The organism is Hymenobacter gummosus (genome assembly GCF_003970915.1).
Classification (GTDB): domain Bacteria; phylum Bacteroidota; class Bacteroidia; order Cytophagales; family Hymenobacteraceae; genus Solirubrum; species Solirubrum gummosum.
This window is the reverse complement of record NZ_RXOF01000004.1, coordinates 12,219-27,987: the sequence shown is the minus strand read 5'-3', so window position 1 is coordinate 27,987 and position 15,769 is coordinate 12,219. Positions and strand designations below refer to the sequence as shown.

Sequence of the window (15,769 nt, the reverse complement as noted above, 5' to 3'; positions counted from 1 at the left end):
GACCCTCATGGCTGCCTCCGACATCCGGTTATCCTACTACATCACCACCTTCCAGAAACTGCCCTACCTGAAAGTGGTGCTGCAGGACTTGATTGACAACCGGCAGCCCGACGAGGAAATCGTAGTGGCCGACGGCGGCAGCAAAGACGGCACGCCCGAGTGGCTGCGCGAGCTGCACGCGGCCGGCAAAATTCAGCAGTTCATCTCGCTGCCCGATAAGGGCGAGGCCCACGGCGTGAACCGGGCGCTGCTGGCCTGCCGCGGCGAGGTGCTGAAGTGGATCAACGACGACGACGTGTTCTGCTACCCGGCCATCCGCGAGTGCCGCGACTTCCTGCTCAACAACCCGGAGTACGACGTCATCGGTGCCGACGGCTTCGACAACTACACCGGGCAGGAGCTGGAGCTGGTAGAGCACGTGGCGCACTTCACCAAGTGGAAAGAGCAGAAGGAGCCCTTCGGCTTCTACGGCCCGGGCCTGATGCTGCGCCGCTCCTCGCTGGCCCTCATCGGCGTAACCCACGCCTTGAGCCGCTTCGTCGACAACGAGTACACCTACCGCATTACCTCCCTGCCGGTAAAGATGGCCTGGTACCGCAAACCGGTGTTCGTGCGCATCATCAACCCCGACAGCAACACGCTGAAGTTCCTCAAGATCAAGCGCACGGAGCAGGGTATCAACGACGTGTACCGCGAAATTGCCACCGGCCGCCCCGTGTCGGAGCTGAAGCGGCAGCGGATGGTCAACGCCGTCAAGCGCAAGGTGTACGACATCCTGTACCGCCGCTCGTCCACCATCAGCGCCGAGAAGTACGAGGTGAAGGACTTTGCGCCGCTTTACGCCGAGCACCGCGCCACGCTCTACAAGGCCTACGAAACGGCCAAGGGCGAGAGTTTCCTGCGCTAATTCAGTAACGACCTGTCCGTAGTGAAGCAAGATACCATCATCAATGTCGGGCTCATCGGCTTCGGCAACGCGGGCCGCCTCTACCACGCGCCCTTCCTGAACTCGGTGCCCGGCTTTCGGCTGGCCAAGGTGCGCACCACGCGCGCCGTGGTGGGGCAGGCCCTGAACGCGCTGCCGGCTCACACGCAGATTGTCACCGACAATGACGCCATTCTGCAGGACCCGAGCATCGACCTGGTGGTGGTGGCCGCGCCCAATCACCTGCACTTCCCCCTGGCCAAAGCCGCCCTCGAAGCCGGCAAGCACGTGGTGGTCGACAAGCCCTTCACGCTCTCCACGGCCGAGGCCGACGAGCTGATTGCCGTGGCCGGGCGCAGCGGCCGCCTGCTGACGGTATACCACAACCGCCGCCTGACCAGCGACTTCCGCACCCTTAAAAAGGTGTGCGCCAGCGGCCTGCTCGGGCGCATCGTGGAGTACGAGTCGCACTTCGACCGGTTCCGCAACACCATCCGCCACGACTCGTGGAAGGAGGAGGACATGCCCGGCGCGGGCATCTTCTACGACATGGGCCCCCACCTCATCGACCAGACCCTGCAGCTGTTCGGGACGCCCCTGGAACTGCGCGCCGATTTGCGCGTGCAGCGCACCGAGGGCCGCGTCATCGACAGCTTCGAGGTGGTGCTGCTCTACGAAGGGCTGAAGGCCACGCTGAAGGGCGGCATGCTGGTGAAGGACCCCTTCCCGCAGTTTGCCGTGTTCGGCGAGCAGGGCAGCTTCGTAAAGTACGGCCGCGACATGCAGGAGGACGCCCTGCGCGACGGGGAAATACCGAATGCCCGCCCCGACTGGGGCACTGAGCCGGAAAGCTTCTGGGGCCGCCTCATCACCCACCACCAGGGCTTGGAGCTGACGGCTACCGTCAAGAGCGAGCAGGGCGACTACAGCGTGTTCTACCGCAACCTGCACCGCGCCATTACGGCCGGGGCCGAGCTGCTGGTTCAGCCCCAGGAAGCCCGCGACGTTATCTACCTCATCGAGCTGGCCGAGCAGAGCAGCCGCGAAAAGCGTACCCTGCCCGTGCAGCCGCGCGGGGCGGCCCAGCCGGCCACGCCCGGCGCGCCGGCCGCCTAACCGGCCCTGCTTGTGCCTGCGGCCCCTAGTTATTTCCCCTTGAAGCAGCGTATTCAGCAGCTGGTGCAGCCCTTGCTGCGCAAAGGCTCGTTCGCGCAGAATTTTGCCGTGACCCTGTCGGGCTCGGCGGCCGTGACGGCCATCGGCTTCCTGCTGACGCCGGTCATGTCGCGCATTTACCCGCCGGAGGCCTACGGGCAGTTTGCGGTGTTCAACTCCCTGGCCAGCAACCTGAGCATGGTGGCCACGCTGACTTACACGGCCGCTTTTCTGCAGCCCAAAACCCAGGAAAAGTTTTTCTCCCTGGTGCAGCTGACGGTGCTGCTGGCCTTCGGGACCAGCCTGCTGCTGATGGGCGGGCTGTGGGCCGGTGGCCCCACCATCCTGCACTACCTGAAGGTAGAAGCCCTGGGCAACTGGTTTTACACCCTACCCATCATTCTGCTGCTGTTCAACCTGAACAACATCATGAACGGCTGGTACATGCGCGAAAAGCAATTCGTCAAGCGTACCAGCGTCGATGTGATTACCACGCTGGTGGGCCGCGGCTTCACCATCAGCTACGGCCTGTGGGCCGGTGGGCAGGTGGTGGGTTTGCTGCTGGGTGAGTTTTTCAACCGCCTCACCAGCACCGTGAGCCTGGTATCGGGCAGCATCCGGCATTCGTTTGGCACGCTCGGGCGCACCTTTTCCTGGCGCGAGGTGAAGGCAGTGGCCCTGGAGTACCGCGAGTTTCCGCTGTATTTTCTGCCGGCCAGCTTCATCAACGTGCTGTCGACGCAGCTACCCATCTTCGCCCTGACCACGGGCTTCGGGGCCGGGCCGGTGGGCTTGTACTCGTTTTCGGTCGGTCTGCTCGAAATTCCGGTTAACCTCATCGGCAACGCCATCCTGCCGGTGTTCTGGCAGAAGGCCACCGAAACCTACAACACCGAGCCGGAGCGCCTGCCGGGCATCACGTTGAGCCTCTTTAACAAGATGCTCTACCTGGGGCTGCTGCCTTTTGGCGTCATCACCGTGTACGGCGACATCCTGTTCAAATTCGTGTTCGGGGCGCGCTGGGAAATGGCCGGGGTGTACACCGGCTACCTGGGCTACTACTACGTGTTCAAGCTCATGTCGCAGGCCACGGCGCCCATTTACACGGTGATGAGCAAGCAGCGCTACATCCTGCTCAGCAACGTGTTTTTGCTCACGCTGCGCGCCGTCGGGCTGGGCATCGGCCTGTACTTCCACGACCTGAACCTGGCCCTGATGCTGTTCGGCCTGTGCAGCCTGCTGGCCACCTTCCTCATCGACCTGCACATTCTACACCTGCTGCGCCTGCCGATTTTCCGCATTGCTCTGCGCACCATCGCGCTGGTGGGCGCCACGCTGCTGGTGCTGAAGGGCATCCGCCTCGGCGCCGAGTGGCTGCTGGTCTGAGCGGCCTCCTGATTACCGGGGCTCCGGCCCGCGTCCTGATACCATGCCCGTGAACCAGCCCTTCTTCAGCATCATCATCCCGACCTACAACCGGGCCACCTTTATCGGGGCCACGTTGCAGTCGGTGCTCGACCAGACTTTCCCCGATTTTGAAGTGCTGGTGGTCGACGACGGCTCCAAGGATAACACGGCCGAAGTGGTGCGCGGCTTCACCGACGCGCGCATCAGCTACCTGCCCAAGCAAAACGCCGAGCGGGGCGCGGCCCGCAACTACGGTCTCGACCGGGCCCGCGGCGAGTACGCCATCTTCCTCGACTCCGACGACCTGTTTCACCCCGCGCACCTGGCCACGCTACACCAGGGCATTGAGGCGCTAAACCGGCCGAACTTCATTGCCACCAAGTACGACTTCGACCGGGACGGGCAGCGCCGCCCCAGCGACGTGGCCGCCCTGCCGGCCGGGCCGCTGGGCCTCGACGACTTTATCCGGGGCAACGTGCTGGCCTGCAACGTGTGCGTGCGCCGCCAGAACCCCGCGCTGCACCGCTTCGAGCAGGACCGGCGCTTTGCAGCCGTGGAGGACTGGATGTTTATGCTGCAGAACACCCAGCAGGACGTGGTGCACCTGCTCGACGCGGTGACCCTGACCATGAACGACCACGACACCCGCTCCATGCGCGCCGACAACCAGGGCCTGATTCAGCGCCTAGAGCTGGCCGCCGGCTGGATGCAGCGCCACCTCACGCTCACCGCCGCGCAGCTAGGGCGCCTGCTGGGGCGCGTCTACTACCTTTGCGCCATTCACGCCTACGCCGACGGCCACCGCGCCCAGGCCCTGCACTTTGCCCGCCGGGCCGCCCCGGGGCTGGGCCGTGCGCAGGCGGCTATTCTGTACGTGCGCTGCCTGCTCGGGCCCGGCATCATCGGGCTGCTGAAGGGCGGCCGCGGCTAAGCCGGCACGTTTCCGGCCCGATTTGAGTTTTGACTGCCATGCGCATCCTGTTCTTGAGCTACTGGGGCCTCGAAGACCCCCTGACTACCTCCACCGTGCTGCCCCACCTGCAGGTGCTGCAGGAGCGCCCCGACGTGGAGTCGGTGCTGCTGGTGACGGTGGAGCGGGGCGCGGCCGCCCTGAACCCGGCCCCGTTCCGGCCCGGCTTTCCGGCCAGCAAAATCAGCTACGTGCCGCTCTGCTCCCGGCCGGGCCGCAACGTAATCCTGACCAAAACCGACGACTTCATCCGCTTCCCGCGCGAGCTGGCCGCCCTGGTGCGGGAGCACCGCATCGAGCTGGTTATCGGCCGCGGGGCACCGGCCGGGGCTTTGGCCTACCTGCTCTGGCAGAAAACCAAGACGCCCTTCGTGGTGGAGTCCTTCGAGCCCCACGCCGACTACATGCTCGAATCGGGCGTGTGGAAAAGCTACGACCCGCGCTACCTGTTTCAGCGCCACTGGGAAACCAAGCAGAAGCAGCTGGCCCGCGGCCTGATGCCGGTGGCCGAAAACTACCGCCAGCAGCTGATTAAGGAAGGCATAGCCGCCGGGCAGATTGTGACGGTGCCCTGCTCGGTGAACCTGAACGCCTTCGGCTACGACCCGGCTGCCGGCCAGCAGGTGCGCCAGCGCCTGGGCTTCCCCGCCGACGCCATCGTGGGCATCTACGTGGGCAAGTTCGGCGACATTTACTACAACGAGGAGGCCTACGAGCTGTTCCGCGCCGCCGCCGAGTACTTCGGCCCGAGCTTCCGCCTCATCGTGCTGACGCCTAATCCGCTGGACGAGGTGCGCGGCAAGCTGGCCGCCGTGGGCCTGGGCGAGGGCCGCAGCTTCGTCACCAAAGCTGCCCACCACGAAGTGCCGGGCTACCTCTCGGCCGCCGACTTCGCCTTCGCGCCCATCAAGCCCGCCGACTGCCGCCGGTTCTGCTCGCCCATCAAGGTGGGCGAGTACTGGGCCAGCGGCCTGCCCGTGGTGCTGACCGAGGGCGTGGGCGACGACAGCGACATTATTCAGCGCGAGGGCGGCGGGGCCATCTTCAACCTGCAGCGCCCGGCCAGCGTGGCCGAAAGCATTGCCCGCGTGGCCGAGCTGATTCGCCAGCCCGATTACCGCAGCCAGGTGCGCGAGCTGGCCCGGCACCACCGCTCCCCCGAGCGCGTGAAGCAGGCCTACGACGCGCTGCTGCCCGGCGCCGTCCGCTAGCCCCGGGCCCCGGTTTCCGTCTTTTCCGCATCCGGCGGGGTTTGCCGGCGCAAACCCCGCCGGATGCGTTATTTTGGCCCCTGATGCCCGATTCTTTGCCCGCCGCCGCGCCCCGGCCTTTGCTGTCCATCGTCAGCCCGGTGTACCAGGGCGCCGCGCTGCTCGACGAGCTGGTGGCCCGGCTGCACGCGGCGGCCCGGCGCCTCACGCCCGAGTACGAAATCGTGCTGGTGGACGACGGCAGCCCCGACGCGGCCTGGCCCCACATTCAGCGCCTGGCCGCCGCCGACGGGCGCGTGCGCGGCCTGCGGCTGACGCGCAACTTCGGCCAGCACCGCGCCCTCACCGCCGGCTTCGACTACTGCCGTGGCGAGTGGGTGGCCGTGCTCGACTGCGACCTGCAGGACCCGCCCGAAGCCCTACCCGAGCTGCTGCAGCACGCCCGGCAGCACGGCGCCGACTACGTGGTGGCCCGCCGCGGCGACGCCCACGCGGCCGATGCCTGGTGGCGCCGGGCCAGCTCGCGGCTGTTTTACCGGGTGCTGTCGGGCCTGACGGGCGTGGCGCAGGACCCCGCGGTGGGCAACTTCGGCGTGTACCACCGGCGCGTTATCGACGCGGTGCGGCGGCTGCCCGAGCGCAACCGGTTTTTCCCGGTGATGGTGCGCTGGGTGGGCATGCGCGGCAGCAGCCTGACGGTGCCCCGCGCCCCGCGCCCGGCCGGCCGCAGCGCCTACAGCCTCGGGCGCCGCCTCAACCTGGCCCTGGATGTGCTGCTGGCCTGGTCCGACCGGCCCCTGCGGCTCACGGTGCAGTTCGGGTTGGGCATCAGCGCCCTGGCCCTGGTGCTGGGGCTGCTAACCATCGTGCGTTTCCTGCTGGGGCAGATTACCGTGGCCGGCTACACCAGCCTGGTTTTGCTGATGTGCTTTTTCTGCGGGCTGATTATCACCGTGCTCGGTATGGTGGGCCTGTACGTGGGGCAGACCTTCGAGGAAGCCAAGCAGCGGCCCTTGTACCTGGTGGACGAAACCACCGAGGCGGGCCGGCTGGGGGGTGAGTAGATGAGCGGGTAAGCAGATGAGTAGATAAGAGTAGGGGAGAGGCTGGTGCGGGCGGGGCTTCGGCTACATGGCGTATCTTCGCAGCGCTATTGTGCGCCCGCTGCCTTGATTCCCTACAACAAACCGTACTTGTCCGGCTCCGAAACGGCCTACATCGAGCAGGCCGTGCGCGCCGGGCACCTGTCGGGCGACGGGGAATTCTCGCGGCGCTGCCACCGCTACTTCGAGCAGCACTACGGCCTGCATCGGGCCCTGCTGACGCACTCGGGCACGGCGGCGCTGGAAATGGCGGCCCTGCTGCTGGAGCTGCAGCCCGGCGACGAGGTCATCATGCCCTCGTTTACCTTCGTCACCACCGCCACGGCCTTCGTGCTGCGCGGCGCCCGGGTGGTGTTCGTCGACAGCAGCCCGCTCAACCCCAACCTCGACGCGGCGGCCGTGGAAGGGCTGATTACGCCCCGTACCCGCGCCATCGTACCCATCCACTACGGCGGCGTGGCCTGCGACATGGACCCGCTGCTGGCCCTGGCCCGGCAGCACCAGCTGGCCGTGGTGGAAGACGCGGCCCCGGCTTTCGACGGATACTACCGCGGCCGGCGGCTGGGCACGCTGGGCGCGCTGGCGGCTTTTTCCTTCCACGAAACCAAGAACATTCAGGCCGGGGAGGGCGGCTTGCTGGCCATCAACGACCCCGGCTACGTGCGCCGGGCCGAAATCATCCGCGAGAAGGGCACCGACCGTTCGGCCTTTTTCCGCGGCGAAGTGGCCCGTTACCAGTGGGTCGACGTGGGCTCGTCTTACCTGCCCTCGGAGCTGACGGCCGCCTTCCTCTGGGCCCAGCTCGAAAACGCCGAAGCCATTCAGGCCCGGCGTTGCGCCCTGTGGCGCCGCTACACCGAGGCGCTGCAGCCGCTGGCGGCCCTGGGCGTGGGCCTGCCCTTCATTCCCGACTACGCCACCGTCAACGGCCACCTGTTTTACCTGGTGTGCCGCTCGGCCCAGGAGCGGACTGCCCTGCTGGCCCGGCTGCGGGAGCGGGGCATTCTGGCCGTGTTCCACTACCAGCCCCTGCACAGCAGCCCGTTCTACGCCCCTCACCACGACGGCCGCGCGCTGCCCTGGGCCGCGCACTACGCCGACTGCCTGCTGCGCCTGCCGCTGTTCGTGGAGCTGAGCGAGGAGCAGCAGCAGTACATCATCGACGCCGTGCTGGCGTTTTACCGCTAGCCCGCCGTGCGTATCCTGTTTCTGACCCCGTACCCCCTGGGCAAGGCGCCGTCCCAGCGCTTCCGCTTCGAGCAGTACCTCCCCGAGCTTGACGCGCAGGGCTGGCAGTACCAGCTGGTGCCGTTTCTGGACGAGGCCACCTGGAGCATCCTCTACAAGCCCGGGCACGTGGGCGCCAAGGTGCTGGGCATCCTGGGCGGGCTGTGGCGCCGCCTGCTGCTGGTGCTGACGGCCGTGGGCAAGTACGACGTGGTGTTCGTGCACCGTGAAGCCGCCCCCGTCGGGCCGCCCGTCATCGAGTGGCTGATTGCCCGGGTGCTGCGCAAGCGGATAGTCTACGATTTCGACGATGCCATCTGGCTGCAGGACCCAGCCTGGGAGCGGGCCTTTGCCAGCCGGCTGAAATACCCGCGCAAGGTGAGCCTGATTTGCCGCTGGGCCGACCGCGTGAGCTGCGGCAACGCCTACCTGCGCGACTACGCCGCCCAGTTCAGCCCCCAGGCCGTCATCAACCCCACCACCCTCGACACCGAAAACCTGCACAACATCGTGCGGAGCCAGGCTACCGCGCCCGGCGGGACGGTGGTCATTGGCTGGACGGGCACCCACAGCACCCTGCGCCACCTCGATTTGCTGTGGCCGGTGCTGGAGCGGCTGGAGCAGGAGGGACACCGCTTCGAGTTTCGCGTCATTTCCAACTTTCCGCCCGATTACGAGGGGCTCAAGTCGCTGACTTTCCGGCCCTGGCGCAAGGACACCGAAATTGCCGACCTGGCCGGCTTCCACTTCGGGCTGATGCCGCTGGTGGACGACGCCTGGGCCCGCGGCAAGTGCGCCTTCAAGGCCCTGCAGTACATGGCCCTGGGCATGCCCGCGCTGGTGTCGCCGGTGGGCATGAACACGGAAGTGGTGCAGGACGGCCACAACGGCTACGTGTGCGCCACCGACGAGGAGTGGTACGAGGCCATTCGCCGCCTGCTCACCGACGAGGCGCTGCGCACCCGCCTCGGCACGGCCGCCCGCCGCACCATCGTGGAGCGCTACTCCGTGCTGTCGAACACCCGCAACTTTCTGAATCTATTCAAGTAACGCCCGACATTCGCAGGCTTCTCTGGTCTGCTGACTGGCAACTGACAACCCGTAACCGACAACTGACTATATATGGCCGCCAAGCCCACCGAGCCGGGTAAGCTCGTCATTTCGCTGGATTTTGAGCTGTACTGGGGCGTGCGCGACCAGCAGACCCTGCAGCAGTACGGCGCCAACATCCTGGGCGTGCGCCGGGCCATTCCGGCCATGCTGGGCTTATTCCAGAAGTTCGGTCTGCGCGTGACCTGGGCTACCGTCGGCCTGCTGTTTTTCCGCAAGAAGGAGGACATGCTGGCCCACCTGCCCGCTGTGCGCCCCGAGTACGCCGACCCTAAACTCTCGCCCTACCTGGCCATGGACGAAGTCGGCCCCGACGAGGAGCACGACCCGTACTACTTCGGCCAGTCGCTCATCGACCAGATCCGGGCGGTGCCGGGGCAGGAAATGGCCACTCACACCTTCTGCCACTACTACTGCCTGGAGCGCGGCCAGACGCCCGAGTCCTTCCGCGCCGACCTGGAGGCGGCCGTGCGCGTGGCCCGGGAGCAGGGCGTGGAGCTGCGCAGCCTGGTGTTTCCGCGCAACCAGTACAACGCCGCCTACCTCGACATCTGCCGGGAGCTGGGCATCACGAGCTACCGCGGCAACGAGCAGAGCTGGATTTACGAGGCCCGCAACGAGGAGGAGCAAACCCTCTACAAGCGCGGCGCCCGCCTGCTCGACGCCTACCTCAACCTCTCCGGCCACCACTGCCACAGCCTGCAGGACATTGCCCGCTCGGGTCAGCCCTATAACATCCCGGCCAGCCGCTTCCTGCGGCCGTGGTCGGGGCGGCTGCAGCCGCTGGAGGGGCTGCGGGTGCGGCGCATGCTGGCGGCCATGGAGCACGCGGCCAAACACGGGCTGATTTACCACCTGTGGTGGCACCCGCATAACTTTGGCGCCAACCTCGAGCAGAACATGGCCGTACTGCGCCGGCTGGCCGAGCATTTCCAGCACCTGCAGCAGCGCTACGGCATGGAAAGCGTGTCCATGCGCGACATTGCCGACCGCCTGCAGCAGGAGGCCCATTAGACGGGACAAGCCCCGCTGCCTGCCCGCTGATTACTTTCTACCGACTACTCCTTCATGCACAATCCGCCCCGCATCGTCATCCTGGCCGGCCCCGGCGCCTCCACCGACATCCTGTTTCACGCTCTCGACAAGGAATTCGGGGTGTACCGCATCATCGTGGAGGAGCCCGTGAGCCAGAAGCAGCTGCTCAAGCGCCGGGCCGAGAAGCTGGGCTGGAGCACCGTGGCCGGGCAGATTCTGTTCAAGCTCTTCGTGGCCCGCTCCCTGGAAAGCAGCTCGCAGGCCCGGCTGGCGGCCATTAGGCAGGCCCACGGCCTGAGTGCGGCCCCCGTGCCCGAAGACCGGCTGCTGCGCGTGTCGTCGGTGAATGCGCCCGAAACCATTGCGGCCCTGCAGGAAATGGACCCCGACGTCATCGTGGTCAACGGCACCCGCATCATTGCCAAGAAGGTGCTGCAGAGCGTGCCCTGCAAGTTCATCAACACCCACGCCGGCATCACGCCCCTGTACCGCGGCGTGCACGGCGGCTACTGGGCCCTGGCCAACAACGACCCGGAGCACTGCGGCGTGACGGTACACCTGGTCGACGCGGGCATCGATACCGGCGCCATCATTGCCCAGGCCCTGATCCAACCCACCGCCGAGGACAACTTCGTGACGTACCCGCTGCTGCAGCAGGCCGCCGGGCTGCCCCTGCTCCGGCAGGCCGTGCGCGCCGCCCTCGACGGCACCCTGCAGCTGCAGCCGGCCCCGGCCGGTCAGTCGCGGCTGTGGTCGCACCCCACGCTGGCGGAGTATCTGCGCAACCGCCGCCGCACCGGCACCCGCTAAGCCGCCCGCTGCAGGTTCACGTTGCCGCGCTTCAGGCGGGCCAGGCTATCCACCCGGGCCTGCATGATGAACAGGCCGGCCAGGAAGAAGGGCATCAGCGGAATCTTGTAGCGCACCAGCGTACCGAAGTTGCCGCTGGTGGTGCCCACGCCCACGGCCATGATAATGGCGAACAGAAAGCAGAACGTGACGGTGGGCTCGGTGGCAATCATGCGCAGCGTGCCGAAAAGACCTGTTCGGAAGAACATCATCACCGTCAGGTAAATGAAGAACGTCGCCTCCATGGCCGACAGCAGCATGACCGGGTTGCGGGCCTCGAACAGGAAGGGGCGGAACAAGGCCGTGAATACGGCCATGGGCGCCACTTTCACGATGGAGTTCAGGGAGCCGTCCAGCTCCCCGATGTCGTAAGCCGAGCCGCTGGTGACGTACTCGCTGAGGTATTCCTTAGTAATCTTGCTTCGCTCCCCGATTTTCTCCACGTCGAAACGCTCGTCCCCGGCCGTGAGGTTGGTGGCCGCAAAAGCGCCCACGCCCACGCCCACGGCAATCAGTACGGGCTTGGCCAGCATCCGGACCAGCGAGCTTTGAATGCGCTGGCTGTTCTCGTTGAACACCCACAGCATGGCCGGCGGTAGGAAGGACAGCAGAATGTACACCTTGGTGACGTACAGCACGTAGGCCCCCAAAAAGCCGATGGCCGCCGAGGTGATGATGCTACGCTTCTGAATGGTGGCCTTGTAGAAGCCGTAGAACAGCAGGCCCAGCGCCCCGATGCAAATCGAGTCCTTCATCAGGCCCGAGCCCCAGAAAAACACCGAAGGCATGAAGAACACCGCCAGGGTAAACTGCTTGTAGAGCTGCGGACGAATCTTGACGAAGGTGATGTACATGGCCCACATGCCAGTGAAGCTTAGCGTGGCAAACAGCATGGCCATGACCGTGTAGGTGTTGAAGCACAGTAGGGCTATAACGGCCGCGATGCGCACGATAACCATTTCCGTGGAGCCCGGCGTAAACCAGAACATCTGCGAGGTGTAAGGATAAATAGCCGGGTCGTACTCACCGTCGCTGGTCAGCAGCTTCAGCCCCACCGGGAACGAGTCGCCGAAGGCTTTGTACATCAGCGCGGCGTGGTTGTAGTAGTTGGTCGTGTCGCCGCCGCTATAGTAGAACTCGTAAATCAGCCCCAGCGCAATGGCCCCGCCCAGCTTCAGCGCGTAAGCCGGGATAAAATACCGGCGGGTATAAGCGTTTGTGAACCGCCCGCGCAGTGCGTAAGCCAGGCCAAGAAGCAGCAGCAGGTAAATGGGCGTCAGGAACAAATCCTGAAAGCTCATCATGTTGGCGGATAACAGCATGGGCAGGGCGAAAGAAAAAGAGTCGTATGCCGGGGGCGCGTTAAGTCAGGACCTGGGGCGGCAACTACGGACCAACGGAAAGGCTAAAATACGCCATTTAGGTCGGATATTGGGGGCCACACCCACCCGCTTGCTATGCATCTGCTGCGCACCCTCTGCGAAATTGCCGCCCCTTCGGGCCACGAAGCCCCTCTGACCGAATTTCTGCTCCACTACATTCAGCAGCACGCGCCCGGATGGCGGGTGCAGCCCCAGGTGCTGGCCGGCGACGACCTGCAGGACTGCATCATTCTGGTGTTCGGGCAGCCGCGCACGGCCGTGTTTGCGCATATCGATTCTATTGGCTTCACGGTGCGCTACGGCCGGCAGCTGGTGCGCATCGGCGGCCCCGACGTGCAAACCGGCTACCGCCTCGTTGGGCGCGACGCGCTGGGCAGCATCGAGTGCACCCTCACCGTTGACGAGCAAACCGGCGCGCTGGGCTACGAGTTCAACCGCGACATTGAGCGCGGCACCGAGCTGACGTTTCAGTGCGACTTCCGCGAAACCGCCGAGGCCGTGCAGAGCTGCTACCTCGACAACCGCCTGGGCGTGTGGACGGCCCTGCGCCTGTGCGAGACGCTGGAGCACGGCATCGTGGCCTTCAGCTGCTGGGAAGAGCACGGCGGCGGCTCGGTGAAGTACCTGGCCAAGCGCATTTACGAGCAGTACGGGGTGCGCCAGGCCCTGGTCTGCGACATTACCTGGGTTACCGAAGGCGTGCACGCCGGACAGGGCTGCGTCATTTCCCTGCGCGACTCACTCATTCCGCGCCGCTCCTACGTGGAGCGCATCCGCCGCATTGCCGAAGCTTCGGGCATTCCGTACCAACTGGAAGTGGAGGGCAGCGGCGGCTCCGACGGCAAGGAGTTGCAGCACGGTGCCCAGCCCTGGGACTGGTGCTTCGTGGGTGCCCCCGAAGACCACGTGCACACCCCCGACGAGCTGGTATATAAGGCCGATATCGACAGTATGCTGCGGCTGTACCAGGTACTAATGCAGGAATTGTAAGCGGCTGGTGGTGAGTGAACAGTGGGCTAAGCGAATAAAAAGCTTGGGCTTGCGGGTAAAAGCTCTATTTTACCCGCAATAAGCTCACTTTCTTCCCACTCCAACCTCCTAACACCGCTTTATGACCATTCTCTACCTCGCGCCCGCGCTGGGCGTGCTGGCCCTGCTCTACACGGCCTTGCGCGCTGGCTGGGTTTCCCGCCAGGACGCCGGTGACGACCGTATGCGCACCATCGCCGGCCACATTGCCGACGGCGCCATTGCCTTCCTGCGGGCCGAATACCGCGTGCTGGCCCTGTTTGCGCTGATTGCCTGCCTGTTTCTGGGCTTCCTGAGCTACGGCAACGAGCGGTCCAGCCCCATCATCATCGTGGCCTTTATCATCGGCGCCGTCTTCTCGGCCGTGGCCGGGTTTATCGGGATGAAAATTGCCACCAAGGCCAACGTGCGCACGGCCCAGGCCGCCCGCACCAGCCTTTCCAACGCCCTGAACGTGTCCTTCGCCGGCGGCTCGGTGATGGGCATGGGTGTGGCCGGCCTGGCCGTGCTGGGTCTCGGCGGCCTGTTTATCGTCTTTTACTACATGTTCGTGGGCGGCGCCTCGGCCAACGGCCCCGAAATGGAGCGCGCCCTGGAAGTGCTGACGGGCTTCTCGCTCGGCGCCGAAAGCATTGCCCTGTTTGCCCGCGTGGGCGGCGGCATTTACACCAAGGCCGCCGACGTGGGCGCCGACCTGGTGGGCAAAGTGGAAGCTGGCATCCCCGAGGACGACCCGCGCAACCCCGCCACCATTGCCGACAACGTGGGCGACAACGTGGGCGACGTGGCCGGCATGGGTGCCGACCTGTTCGGCTCCTACGTGGCCACCATCCTCGCCACCATGGTGCTCGGCCGCGAAGTCATTGCCGCCGGCGACGCCTACAACGGCATGTCGCCCATCATCCTGCCCATGGTTATTGCGGGCCTGGGCATCGTGTTTTCGCTCATCGGTATCCTGTTCGTGCGCGTCAAGGAAGGCGGCAACGTGCAGGCGGCGCTGAACATCGGCAACTGGATTTCGGTGGTGCTGACGGCCGCCGCGTCCTGGTTTGTGATTCACTACATCCTGCCCTCGGGCACGCTGAGCATGGCCCGTCTGGGCTCGGCCCCCTTCACCGCCACCGACGTGTTCTGGGCCGTGGCCGTGGGCCTGGTGGTGGGCACTTTGATGAGCATTATCACTGAGTATTACACCGCCATGGGCAAGCGCCCCGTGCTCAGCATCGTGCGGCAGAGCAGCACCGGCCACGCTACCACCGTTATCGGTGGCCTGGCCGTGGGCATGGAATCGACGGTACTGCCCATTCTGGTGCTGGCCGCGGGCATCGTGCTCAGCTACCAGTTTGCGGGCCTGTACGGTGTGGCCATTGCCGCCGCCGGCATGATGGCCACCACCGCCATGCAGCTGGCCATCGACGCCTTCGGCCCCATTGCCGACAACGCCGGCGGCATTGCCGAAATGAGCGAGCTGCCCAAGGAAGTGCGCGAGCGGACCGACATCCTCGACGCCGTGGGCAACACCACCGCCGCCACCGGCAAGGGCTTCGCCATTGCCTCGGCCGCCCTCACCTCGCTGGCCCTGTTCGCCGCCTTCATGGGCACCGCGGGCATTTCCGCCATCGATATCAGCAACGCCCGGGTGCTGGCCGGCCTGTTCATCGGCGCCATGATTCCGTTCATCTTCTCGGCCCTGGCTATTTCGGCCGTGGGCCGCGCGGCCATGGCCATGGTGCAGGAAGTGCGCCGGCAGTTCCGCGAAATTCCGGGCATCATGGAAGGCACCGGCCGTCCCGAGTACGAGAAGTGCGTGGCTATTTCCACGCAGGCTGCCATCCGCGAGATGCTGCTGCCCGGCGCCATTGCCCTGATTTCGCCCATCGTCATCGGCTATGCCTTCGGGCCCGAAGTGCTGGGCGGCACCCTGGCCGGCGTGACGGTGTCGGGTGTGCTGATGGCCATGTTCCAGAGCAACGCCGGCGGCGCCTGGGACAACGCCAAGAAGTCCTTCGAGAAGGGCGTGATGGTCAACGGCAAAATGGAGTTCAAGGGCTCCGACGCCCACAAGGCCTCCGTGACGGGCGACACCGTGGGGGACCCGTTCAAGGATACCTCCGGCCCCTCGATGAATATCCTCATCAAGCTCATGAGCATCGTGTCGCTGGTTATTGCCCCGCACATTGCCCGCGAAGGCAGCGTAATCGACCGCGGCGTGGCCCCCATTCCGCAACGCCCTACGGTGGAGCAGGTGGTGCCGGCCGTGCAGCCCAAAGTGCGCTACACCGAGCTGGCCCCCAAAGCCGCCCGCATCGTACTGACTTCCTTGCTCAAGCAGGCCGAGTAAAACCGGTGGTGTCACGCCCCCAAAG

The 15,769-nt window shown here is 65.6% G+C and carries 13 protein-coding genes; 12 read left to right on the top strand and 1 reads right to left on the bottom strand.

All coding sequences use genetic code 11. The annotated features are described in order from the left end of the window. The first annotated feature begins 7 nt into the window (after positions 1 to 7). The 10 genes from EJV47_RS08230 to EJV47_RS08185 all read left to right on the top strand — a co-directional run bounded on the left by EJV47_RS08230 (position 8) and on the right by EJV47_RS08185 (position 10,953). Positions 8 to 907, top strand: coding sequence for a glycosyltransferase family A protein (locus EJV47_RS08230; protein WP_126692683.1), 900 nt, complete (start codon positions 8 to 10; stop codon positions 905 to 907). Between the two features lie 21 nt (positions 908 to 928). Then, a complete protein-coding gene (locus tag EJV47_RS08225) occupies positions 929 to 2,041 on the top strand; it encodes a Gfo/Idh/MocA family oxidoreductase (RefSeq protein WP_126692682.1) in 1,113 nt (370 codons plus the stop codon). Between the two features lie 39 nt (positions 2,042 to 2,080). Then, entirely contained in the window at positions 2,081 to 3,466 is a 1,386-nt protein-coding gene (locus EJV47_RS08220; protein WP_165903663.1) for a lipopolysaccharide biosynthesis protein, read from the top strand. A gap of 49 nt (positions 3,467 to 3,515) precedes the next feature. Then, a complete protein-coding gene (locus tag EJV47_RS08215; RefSeq protein ID WP_165903662.1) occupies positions 3,516 to 4,418 on the top strand; it encodes a glycosyltransferase family 2 protein in 903 nt (300 codons plus the stop codon). A 38-nt stretch (positions 4,419 to 4,456) separates the two neighbouring features. After that, positions 4,457 to 5,668 carry a glycosyltransferase gene (locus EJV47_RS08210; protein WP_126692679.1) on the top strand — a complete coding sequence of 404 codons (1,212 nt, stop codon included), beginning with the start codon at positions 4,457 to 4,459 and terminating at the stop codon, positions 5,666 to 5,668. Between the two features lie 83 nt (positions 5,669 to 5,751). Continuing rightward, positions 5,752 to 6,732, top strand: a complete 981-nt coding sequence (locus tag EJV47_RS08205; protein WP_126692678.1) for a glycosyltransferase family 2 protein — start codon at positions 5,752 to 5,754, stop codon at positions 6,730 to 6,732. A gap of 45 nt (positions 6,733 to 6,777) precedes the next feature. Then, the gene (rffA, locus tag EJV47_RS08200; RefSeq protein ID WP_341539256.1) at positions 6,778 to 7,959 is read left to right on the top strand and encodes a dTDP-4-amino-4,6-dideoxygalactose transaminase; all 1,182 of its coding nucleotides are present in this window, start codon (positions 6,778 to 6,780) and stop codon (positions 7,957 to 7,959) included. Positions 7,960 to 7,965: 6 nt separating this feature from the next. Continuing rightward, complete coding sequence (locus EJV47_RS08195) at positions 7,966 to 9,048, top strand: glycosyltransferase family 4 protein (protein WP_126692676.1); 1,083 nt, start codon at positions 7,966 to 7,968, stop codon at positions 9,046 to 9,048. Between the two features lie 72 nt (positions 9,049 to 9,120). After that, complete coding sequence (locus tag EJV47_RS08190; protein WP_126692675.1) at positions 9,121 to 10,122, top strand: polysaccharide deacetylase family protein; 1,002 nt, start codon at positions 9,121 to 9,123, stop codon at positions 10,120 to 10,122. Between the two features lie 54 nt (positions 10,123 to 10,176). Next, positions 10,177 to 10,953 (top strand): formyl transferase, encoded by a 777-nt coding sequence (locus tag EJV47_RS08185; RefSeq protein ID WP_126692674.1) that lies wholly within the window; start codon positions 10,177 to 10,179, stop codon positions 10,951 to 10,953. Here the strand turns inward: EJV47_RS08185 and EJV47_RS08180 are convergent. Continuing rightward, positions 10,950 to 12,314, bottom strand: a complete 1,365-nt coding sequence (locus EJV47_RS08180; RefSeq protein WP_126692673.1) for a hypothetical protein — start codon at positions 12,312 to 12,314, stop codon at positions 10,950 to 10,952. The two genes, EJV47_RS08185 and EJV47_RS08180, sit on opposite strands and share 4 nt — an antisense overlap. Before the next feature lie 135 nt (positions 12,315 to 12,449). Between EJV47_RS08180 and EJV47_RS08175 the strand changes: the two genes are divergently transcribed. Next, complete coding sequence (locus EJV47_RS08175; protein ID WP_126692672.1) at positions 12,450 to 13,364, top strand: M20/M25/M40 family metallo-hydrolase; 915 nt, start codon at positions 12,450 to 12,452, stop codon at positions 13,362 to 13,364. 121 nt (positions 13,365 to 13,485) lie between these two features. Beyond that, positions 13,486 to 15,744 (top strand): sodium-translocating pyrophosphatase, encoded by a 2,259-nt coding sequence (locus EJV47_RS08170; RefSeq protein ID WP_126692671.1) that lies wholly within the window; start codon positions 13,486 to 13,488, stop codon positions 15,742 to 15,744. The last annotated feature ends 25 nt before the right edge of the window (positions 15,745 to 15,769 follow it).

What these genes read in the sequence shown, in the direction of transcription:
- EJV47_RS08230 (WP_126692683.1), top strand. Translation starts at nt 8, where the DNA reads ATGGCTGCCTCCGACATCCGGTTATCCTACTACATCACCACCTTCCAG.
- EJV47_RS08210 (WP_126692679.1), top strand. Translation starts at nt 4,457, where the DNA reads ATGCGCATCCTGTTCTTGAGCTACTGGGGCCTCGAAGACCCCCTGACT.
- EJV47_RS08205 (WP_126692678.1), top strand. Translation starts at nt 5,752, where the DNA reads ATGCCCGATTCTTTGCCCGCCGCCGCGCCCCGGCCTTTGCTGTCCATC.
- EJV47_RS08190 (WP_126692675.1), top strand. Translation starts at nt 9,121, where the DNA reads ATGGCCGCCAAGCCCACCGAGCCGGGTAAGCTCGTCATTTCGCTGGAT.
- EJV47_RS08185 (WP_126692674.1), top strand. Translation starts at nt 10,177, where the DNA reads ATGCACAATCCGCCCCGCATCGTCATCCTGGCCGGCCCCGGCGCCTCC.
- EJV47_RS08180 (WP_126692673.1), bottom strand. Translation starts at nt 12,314, where the DNA reads ATGCTGTTATCCGCCAACATGATGAGCTTTCAGGATTTGTTCCTGACG.
- EJV47_RS08175 (WP_126692672.1), top strand. Translation starts at nt 12,450, where the DNA reads ATGCATCTGCTGCGCACCCTCTGCGAAATTGCCGCCCCTTCGGGCCAC.
- EJV47_RS08170 (WP_126692671.1), top strand. Translation starts at nt 13,486, where the DNA reads ATGACCATTCTCTACCTCGCGCCCGCGCTGGGCGTGCTGGCCCTGCTC.